Origin of the sequence: Streptomonospora arabica (assembly GCF_039531585.1) — a bacterium.
GTDB lineage: Bacteria > Actinomycetota > Actinomycetes > Streptosporangiales > Streptosporangiaceae > Streptomonospora > Streptomonospora halophila.
This window is the reverse complement of record NZ_BAAAQI010000002.1, coordinates 691023-699516: the sequence shown is the minus strand read 5'-3', so window position 1 is coordinate 699516 and position 8494 is coordinate 691023. Positions and strand designations below refer to the sequence as shown.

The window sequence follows — 8494 nt, the reverse complement described above, 5'->3', positions numbered from 1 at the left end:
CGACACCCTCGGGCTGGTCCTCGTGGTCGCGGTGACCTCGGCCTCGGTCCAGGACCGGCCCGGCGGGCGCCGCGTGCTGGAGCGCCTGGCCGCGGCCTTCCCCTCCATCGGCCTGATCTGGGCCGATGCCGGCTATGCCAACCAGGTCGACAACCGGCTGCTGGCCTGGGCCTATGAGACGTTGCGGCTCACGGTCGAGATCGTGCGGCGCCCCGAGGGCGCCAAGGGCTTCCAGGTGCTGCCGCGCAGGTGGGTGGTCGAGCGGACTTTCGGCTGGCTGGTGCGCAACCGGCGTTTGGCCCGTGATTACGAGCGTCTGACCGGCAACTCCGAGACCATGGTCAAGATCGCGATGATCCGCCTGATGGCGACACGGCTGGCTGGTCAGAGCGCACGCTGGAGCAATCGCCCTGCCACCCGATCCGCGTAATCACCCGCCTACCCAACAGTCACTAAGACGAGGGCGGAGGACCTGGTATGAGCCCTTCCGCCCTCTGGAATCACTTCTTCTTCTTGGGCGGCTGCTCAACCACCGTGGTCCGAGGATGCCGATCCGCGGTCGGCTTCTTCACGAAGCGACCGGTGATCGCGCTACGCGCCCTGCCCCCGTTAGAGCTGGACCCTCCGCTCGAACCGGAGGACTTTCCCTTAGCCAAGGGAATCACCCCCTTTCCAAGCTGGACGCCAACGCTTGGGCGGGGGCGCTCGCATACCCGAGGCTCACGTCCTATAAGGTCGTCCTCACTGCGAAATAAGGAGAACCCCAGCTTGGCGTCGGCCCCAGGTGGCCTAGCCACGCTGGGGTTTTTCAGCTTGTAGGCATGCTAGCAGGATCTTGCTCCAGACGCTGCCACAAAGCACAATATCTAGGATTCTCACTGTTCGATCGAACCTAGATGTTGTGACGGTCAGGCACTCCTTCGGAACGCAATCGACCACAGGGATAAGTCCTACCTTTAGGCGGAGCGGCGTCGGGCCTCTGGGAAGGCATGGGGCGGGACGAACCTCGTGTTCACCACGCGGACCGGGCGGGCGATCCAGCCGCGCAGTCTGTCCCGCAGCTTCGAGCGGCTCTCGGCCTCAGTCGGCATGCGGCCGATTCGGCTGCACGACCTCCGGCACTCAGTGGCCTCGATGCTCAAGCGGTCCGGGGTCGCGCCGCGCGACGCAATGGAGATCCTCGGGCATAGCCGGATCTCGGTGACCATGGAGATTTACACCCATAGCGACGAAGCGACACAACGGGAAGGGCTCGGCCGACTGGGCGGGACGCTCTTCGGTGAAGGCGACGGCGACCCCGACGAGGACTAGTGACCGCGTTGCTGTCACTACTGCCGTCAAAGGCCCCTGCCGGTGATTCGGCAGGGGCCTTCTTGCAGCTTATGCGGGTGGGCGTACCAGGACTTGAACCTGGGGCCTCATCCTTATCAGGGATGCGCTCTAACCGACTGAGCTATACGCCCGCGTTCCGGGTGGAACTCTACCGCACTCGGTGTACCTGGGCGAACCCGGTTCGGGTGCTGGCGGGAGGGTCGGGCCACCCCGTCGGGTGGCCTCTCCTCGCTTCGATTCTATCGCCTTGGCAGGGATGCTCGGGACTTCGGGCGGTCGCTGTGCCGGTCTTACTCGGACTCGGAAAGGGTGATGTCCACGCCGCCGACCAGGTCGGCCGCGAGGTTGTAGAGCATGGCGCCGATGGTGGACAGCGACGTGATGAGGATGATGTTCAGGGCCCCGATCAGGCCGGTGTAGCCCAGCACGCGTCCCGGCGAGAACCACTCCTCCGGGCGGAGGTTGAGCTCGTCGCCCTCGCCTCCCTCGGTGAGGGAGCTGATCAGGTCGGTGATCGCGTCGAAGACGCCGAGCCCCGACAGGATGCCGTAGAGCACGATCACGGCGACGAAGAGGATGATGAAGCACACCAGGGAGATGACGAAGCTGAACCGCATCACCGACCACGGCTCCACGCGGCTCACCGCCAGGTGGGCCTTGCGCGTGGACTTGGCTGCCTTGACCGTGGTCGCGGGTCCGTTCGGCGCCATCATGGACACCCCCCTTTGCTCGGCCTTCGCCATCGCGGGGGACGTGCTCGCGGCCGAACCGCTGTCGCCGCCCGAATCTCCCGCCGAGGCCGACGCGCCGGCGGTCCCCGAACCGCGCGGTGTGCTCGACTTGCTCGGTTCCCCTTGGGGGTCAGTACCCGTTTTCCCGGTGGATCCGCTGTTCGAGGGGCTCGCGGACGTGGCGGACATGCCCGCGGAGGAGCCCGGGGACTTCGACTTGCCCGAGGAACCCCACGCACCGGAGCCCGAGAACACGGACGACTTGCCCGACGCCGGTGTTTTCGACTTCGCCGACGTGTCGCCGGACCCGCTCGCCGACCCCGCGGACGACGGCCCGCTGCCCGCGGATCCCGTCCCGGTGCCCGCGGACTTCGATGCGCTGGAGGAGGTCGAGCCGGACGACGGCGCCGACGAAGCCGCCGACGTCGTGGAAGCCCGGCTCGCCGACGCCGAGGACGTCGAGGGGACCGAGGAACCGGTCGAGGACGACGAAGAGGACGAGGAAGACGAGGCGGCGGACGTGCTCGACGCGCTTCCGGCGGATGTCGACTTGTCCGCACCGCTTGTCGACTTGTCGGCGGGCTTCTTGTCGGCGGGCTTCGTCGACGTGTCCGCCGCCGGTCCCGGCTTCTTCGCTCCGCTGCCGCCGCCCGACTTCGCGGCGCCGCTCGCTCCGCTGCCGCCGCCGGCGGCGCTGGTGGACGTGGTACTCGACTCGCTCGACTTGCTCGACGCGCCCGATCCGCTCGGGGCCGAGCCGCCGGATGCCGTCGGGGACTCGGGGCTCTCCGCGGCGGTCGACGCCTGACCGGAGCCGGCGGACGGGCCGGCGGATTCCGCCTTGTCGCCGCTCGCTCCGCTCGCGCGGTCCGCGCTCTTCTTGTCGGCCCCGGCCCCGGTTGCGCCGGTCCCGAAGCTCGCGGAACCCTTGGAACCCTTGGCGTCCTTCGCGCTCGCGGATGAGGCCGCGCCGCTCGCACCGCTCGCACCGGTCGCGCCGGCCTTCCCGGCCCCGGCGCCTTCATCGGCCGCCTTCGCGCTCTCACCCCGCCCGGAGCTATCGGCGCTTTCAGAACCCTCAGCGCCTTCGGCGTCGTCGGCGCCCTTGGCGCTCGCGGCGGCCGACTTCGTCTCGCCGGAGCCGCCGGCTGCGCCCTTGCGCTCCGCGGACGTGCTCGACGGCTTCCCCGACGACGCGCTGCCCGGCTCGCCCTTCGAGGCGGCCTCGGCGGAGGGGGCGGTTGCCTCACCCGCCTCAGTGGTGGCGGCCTGTTCCGTCCCCGCCGTCGTCGTTTCCGTACTCAGGGCGCCGTCTGCTGCGGACTCCTCGTGAGCGGCGGACTGCCGTTCGGTGTTATCAGACATAGCCACGTTACCGCTGGACTTCCTTGTGACGGTGGAACAGGGTCAAGGGGGAGGATCGATCGATCCGCGGCCGGACTCCGCACCGGCGGACGACACTGCCACGGGGGCAAACTCTATGCCCGATTCGTCGGTCGGCCGAAACAGCGCGCGGAGGGCGGCCGATACCGCCCTCCGCGATGCGTCTCGGTCCTGCCGTGGAGTCTACGGGTGTCCGGCCGCGCGCCGATCTCGCCGCGGTTCCGGCCGGACCCGCGCCGCCCCGCTCACACGCGGCCCGGCACGCGTCAGCCTGCGCAACCGGGCTTGCGGGACGATACGCCGCCGCCGGATCCGGCCCCGACTCCGGCCCGGTCAGGCCTGTGTCTCACCCGGGGCCTCACCCGGATCGCCGTTGTCGACGACCTCGGGCGCCTCAGCGGTTTCGGACTCCGGCACGCCCTCCGCGGACACGTCCGCCACGCCGGTCTCATCCGTGCCGGCCTCGCCCGCGTCGACCTCCACGTCGTCGGCCTCGGCGTTGCGCGCGACCGCGACCACGTGGTTGCCCTCGCCCAGGTTCATCAGCCGCACGCCCATGGTCGTGCGCCCCGACCGCTTGATCTCCGAGCAGCGGGTCCGGATGACCCCGCCCGACGACGTGATCGCGAAGACCTCGTCCTTCTCCGGAGAGACCATCTGAGCGCCCACGAGCTTGCCGCGCGCCTCGACCACCTTGGCGGTCAGCACGCCCTTGCCGCCGCGGTTCTGCACCGGGTACTGGTCGGCGGGCGTCCGCTTGGCGTAGCCGCCCTCGGTGGCGACCAGGACGTCGGAGGGTCCGTCGGACTCGCGGACGACGTCCATGCTCAGCAGGTAGTCGTCCTCCAGGAAGCGCATCCCGATGACGCCGCTGGTGGCGCGCCCCATCGGCCGCAGGGACTCGTCGGAGGCCGGGAACCGGATCGCCTGGGCGTCGCTGCTGATCAGCAGCAGGTCGTCGGTGGCGAACACCAGCCGAGCCGCGATCAGCTCGTCCTCGTCGCGCAGGTTGATGGCGATGATCCCGGCCGAGCGCGCGGAGTCGAAGTCCTCCAGCCGCGACTTCTTCACCAGCCCCTGGCGGGTGGCCAGCACCAGGTACGGCGCGTCGTCGTACCCGCGCAGCGCCATCACCTGGGCGATCTCCTCGTCCGGCTGGAACTCCATCAGGTTGGCGACGTGCTGGCCGCGGGCGTCGCGGGCCGCTTCGGGCAGCTCGTAGGCCTTGATGCGGTAGACGCGCCCCTTGTTCGTGAAGAACAGGATCCAGTTGTGCGTGGTGGTCACGAAGAAGTGCTGGACGATGTCGTCCTGCCTCAGCTGGGCACCGCGCACCCCCTTGCCGCCGCGCTTTTGCGCGCGGTAGCCGTCGAGCCGCGTGCGCTTGGCGTAGCCGCCGCGGGAGATGGTGACGACCACGTCCTCCTCGGCGATGAAGTCCTCCATACGCATATCGCCCTCGAAGGGGATGATGTGCGTGCGGCGGTCGTCGCCGTACTTCTCGACGATCTCGGTGAGCTCGTCGCTGACGATGCTGCGCTGCCGCTCCGGCGAGCCGAGGATGTCGTTGTAGTCCGCGATATGGGACATCAGCTCGTCGTACTCGTCGGTGAGCTGCCGGCGCTCCAGCGCCGCGAGCTTGCGCAGCTGCATGTCCAGGATCGCCCGCGCCTGGACGTCGTCGATCTCCAACAGCCCCATCAGGCCGGTCTTGGCCTCGTCGGCGGAGGCGCTGCCGCGGATCAGCGAGATGACCTCGTCGATGCGGTCGATGGCGCGCAGCAGCGCCCGCAGGATGTGGGCGCGCTCCTCGGCCTTGCGCAGCAGGTAGCGCGTGCGCCGGACGATGACCTCGATCTGGTGCTCGACCCAGAAGCGGATCAGCTGGTCCAGCCGCAGCGTGCGCGGCACACCGTCGACCAGCGCCAGCATGTTCGCGCCGAAGGTCTCCTGCAGCTGGGTGTGCTTGTACAGGTTGTTCAGCACGACCTTGGCGACCGCGTCGCGCTTGAGCACGATGACCAGTCGCTGGCCGGTCCGCCCGCTGCTCTCGTCCTTGACGTCGGCGATGCCGGAGACCTTGCCGTCCTTGACCAGCTCGGCGATCTTCAGCGCCAGGTTGTCCGGGTTCACCTGGTAGGGGAGCTCGGTGACGACGAGGGTCTGGCGCCCCCGCACGTCCTCCTCTACCTCGACGACGGCGCGCATCGTGATCGATCCGCGCCCGGTGCGGTAGGCCTCCTCGATGCCGCGGCGGCCCACGATCAGCCCGTTGGTGGGGAAGTCGGGGCCCTTGATCCGCGCCATCAGCGCGTCCAGCAGGGCCTCGTCGGAGGTCTCGGGGTTGGCCAGGTACCACTTGACGCCGTCGGCGACCTCGCGCAGGTTGTGCGGCGGGATGTTGGTCGCCATGCCCACCGCGATACCGGCGGAGCCGTTCACCAGGAGGTTGGGGAAGCGCGCGGGCAGTACGACGGGCTCCTGGGAGCGGCCGTCGTAGTTGGGCCGGAAGTCGACGGTCTCCTTGTCGATGTCCCGCAGCATCTCCATGGCCAGCGGCGCGAGCTTGCACTCGGTGTAGCGCATGGCCGCGGCGGGGTCGTTGCCGGCGGAGCCGAAGTTGCCGTTGCCGTCGACCAGCGGCATCCGCATGGACCACGACTGCGCGAGGCGGACGAGGGTGTCGTAGATCGCGCTGTCGCCGTGCGGGTGGTAGTTGCCCATCACGTCGCCGACGACGCGGGCGCACTTGAAGTACCCGCGGTCGGGCCGGTACCCGCCGTCGTACATCGCGTACAGCACCCGCTGGTGAACGGGCTTCAGGCCGTCGCGTACGTCCGGCAGTGCCCGCCCGACGATGACCGACATCGCGTAGTCGAGGTAGCTGCGCTGCATCTCGACCTGGATGTCGACCGGCTCGACGCGCTGGCCCGGGCCTTCCGCCTCTTCAGGAGCTTCCGGTGTGTTCGCATCCGTCACTGGATGTCGGTCCTTTTCTGGTGAGTCGTTCGCTGCCGTCGGGATGCGCGAGGAGTCAGATGTCCAGGAAGCGGACGTCCCGTGCGTTGCGCTGGATGAAGGAGCGCCGCGACTCGACGTCCTCGCCCATGAGCACGCTGAACATCTCGTCGGCCTGCGCCGCGTCGTCGAGGTTCACCTGGAGCAGGACCCGGCCCTCGGGGTCCATCGTGGTGTCCCACAGCTCCGTGGCGTTCATCTCGCCGAGGCCCTTGAAGCGCTGTACGAGGTCGCGCGGCCGGGGGTCGCGCTTGCCGGCGGCGATGCCGGCGTTGATCAGCTCGTCGCGCTCGCGGTCGGAGTAGGCGTAGTCGGCGTCCGAGCCGCGCTGATCCCACTTGATCTTGTACAGGGGAGGCTGTGCGAGGTAGACGTAGCCGGCCTCGATCAGCGGCTTCATGAACCGGAACAGCAGCGTCAGCAGCAGCGTACGGATGTGCTGGCCGTCGACGTCGGCGTCGGCCATCAGGATGATCTTGTGGTACCTCAGCTTGGAGGCGTCGAAGTCGTCGTGGATCCCGGTGCCCAGGGCGGTGATGATCGCCTGGACCTCGTTGTTCTTCAGGATCCGGTCGATGCGGGACTTCTCGACGTTGAGGATCTTGCCGCGGATGGGCAGGATCGCCTGGTAGTGCGGGTCGCGCCCGCCCTTGGCCGAGCCGCCGGCGGAGTCGCCCTCGACGATGTAGACCTCGGACTTCTCCGGCTCGGTGGACTGGCAGTCCGACAGCTTGCCCGGCAGGGAGGTGGACTCCAGCAGGGTCTTGCGCCGGGTGAGGTCGCGCGCCTGGCGAGCGGCGATGCGGGCGCGGGCCGCCTGACTGGCCTTGGTGACGATGTCCTTGGCCTCGCCGGGGTTGCGCTCGAACCAGTCGCGCAGGTGCTCGTGCGTGACGCGCTGCACGAACGACTTGGCCTCGGTGTTGCCGAGCTTGGTCTTGGTCTGGCCCTCGAACTGGGGATCGGCCAGCTTCACCGAGATGATCGCGGTCAGGCCCTCGCGGATGTCGTCGCCGGTGAGGTTGTCGTCCTTCTCCCGCAGGAGCTTCTGCTCGCGCGCGTAGCGGTTGACCACCGAGGTCAGCGCGGTGCGGAAGCCCTCCTCGTGCGTGCCGCCCTCAGCGGTGTTGATGGTGTTGGCGAAGGTGTGCACCGAGGAGGTGAAGGACTGGTTCCACTGCATCGAGATCTCGGCGGAGATCCCCTCGCCCTCCTCCTCGAAACCGATGATGGTGGCGTGGGCGGGGTCCTTCGTCGTGTTGATGTGCGCGACGAAGTCCGAGATGCCGTTCTCGTAGTGGTACGTCTGCACCAGGGGGGTGTCGCCGGTGAACTCCCGCCGCTCGTCGCGGATGGTGATGGACAGCCCCTTGTTCAGGAACGCCATCTCCTGCATGCGCCGCGCGAGGGTCTCGAAGCTGTAGGTCGTGGTCTCGAAGATCGAGTCGTCGGCCCAGAAGGTGGTCTGGGTGCCGGTCTCCGCGGTCTCCTCGTCCCGGGACAGGGGAGCGACCGGGCGGGCCGTGAGGTAGCTCTGCCGCCAGACGCTGCCGTCGCGGCGGATCTCGACCTCCAGGCGGGACGAGAGCGCGTTGACCACGGTGACGCCGACTCCGTGCAGGCCGCCCGAGACCGCGTAGGATTTGCCGTCGAACTTGCCGCCCGCATGCAGCGTGGTGTGGATGACCTCCACGGCGGGACGTTTCTCGACCGGGTGGAGGTCGACGGGCATACCGCGGCCGTTGTCGGCCACCCGCACGCCGCCGTCGTCCTGCAGGGTCACCTCGATGGCGGTCGCGTAGCCCGCGAGCGCCTCGTCGACCGAGTTGTCCACAACCTCGGAGACCATGTGGTGGAGACCGCGCTCACCGGTCGACCCGATGTACATGCCGGGGCGTTTGCGTACCGCCTCGAGCCCTTCAAGAATCGTGATCGCTGAAGCGTCGTAGGCCAAGTGGAAACACCCTCCTGCTGGGGACGCGTCCCGTCCGGTGCCCCCGGGACATGGGGAGGCCAACCGGGCAGCCCGC

The 8494-nt window shown here is 68.8% G+C and carries 7 protein-coding genes and 1 tRNA gene; 4 read left to right on the top strand and 4 right to left on the bottom strand.

From position 1 onward, the window contains the following. A partial coding sequence (locus tag ABD284_RS06205) for a transposase (RefSeq protein WP_344141463.1) occupies positions 1 to 430 on the top strand: 430 nt, incomplete at its 5' end. 578 nt (positions 431 to 1008) lie between these two features. Beyond that, positions 1009 to 1311: a tyrosine-type recombinase/integrase gene (locus tag ABD284_RS06200; RefSeq protein WP_344141462.1), complete on the top strand. Its 303-nt coding sequence runs from the start codon at positions 1009 to 1011 to the stop codon at positions 1309 to 1311. 78 nt (positions 1312 to 1389) lie between these two features. Here the strand turns inward: ABD284_RS06200 and ABD284_RS06195 are convergent. Both ABD284_RS06195 and ABD284_RS06190 read right to left on the bottom strand, forming a co-directional pair. Next, positions 1390 to 1463 (bottom strand) — tRNA-Ile (locus ABD284_RS06195). A gap of 159 nt (positions 1464 to 1622) precedes the next feature. Then, positions 1623 to 2045, bottom strand: a complete 423-nt coding sequence (locus ABD284_RS06190; protein WP_345557241.1) for a DUF3566 domain-containing protein — start codon at positions 2043 to 2045, stop codon at positions 1623 to 1625. Here ABD284_RS06190 and ABD284_RS06185 point away from each other — a divergent pair. Both ABD284_RS06185 and ABD284_RS06180 read left to right on the top strand, forming a co-directional pair. Further along, positions 2044 to 2871, top strand: a complete 828-nt coding sequence (locus tag ABD284_RS06185; RefSeq protein ID WP_417788578.1) for a hypothetical protein — start codon at positions 2044 to 2046, stop codon at positions 2869 to 2871. The genes ABD284_RS06190 and ABD284_RS06185 overlap by 2 nt on opposite strands. Positions 2872 to 3000: 129 nt before the next feature. Next, positions 3001 to 3396: a hypothetical protein gene (locus tag ABD284_RS06180; protein ID WP_344141459.1), complete on the top strand. Its 396-nt coding sequence runs from the start codon at positions 3001 to 3003 to the stop codon at positions 3394 to 3396. A 383-nt stretch (positions 3397 to 3779) separates the two neighbouring features. Here the strand turns inward: ABD284_RS06180 and gyrA are convergent, their stop codons facing one another. Then, positions 3780 to 6425 carry a DNA gyrase subunit A gene (gene gyrA / locus ABD284_RS06175; protein ID WP_344141458.1) on the bottom strand — a complete coding sequence of 882 codons (2646 nt, stop codon included), beginning with the start codon at positions 6423 to 6425 and terminating at the stop codon, positions 3780 to 3782. 55 nt (positions 6426 to 6480) lie between these two features. Then, positions 6481 to 8418: a DNA topoisomerase (ATP-hydrolyzing) subunit B gene (gene gyrB / locus ABD284_RS06170; protein ID WP_344141456.1), complete on the bottom strand. Its 1938-nt coding sequence runs from the start codon at positions 8416 to 8418 to the stop codon at positions 6481 to 6483. Between the last annotated feature and the right edge of the window lie 76 nt (positions 8419 to 8494).

Coding starts and splice junctions, on each gene's coding strand:
- ABD284_RS06185 (WP_417788578.1), top strand. CDS start 2,044: ATGGACACCCCCCTTTGCTCGGCCTTCGCCATCGCGGGGGACGTGCTC.
- ABD284_RS06190 (WP_345557241.1), bottom strand. CDS start 2,045: ATGATGGCGCCGAACGGACCCGCGACCACGGTCAAGGCAGCCAAGTCC.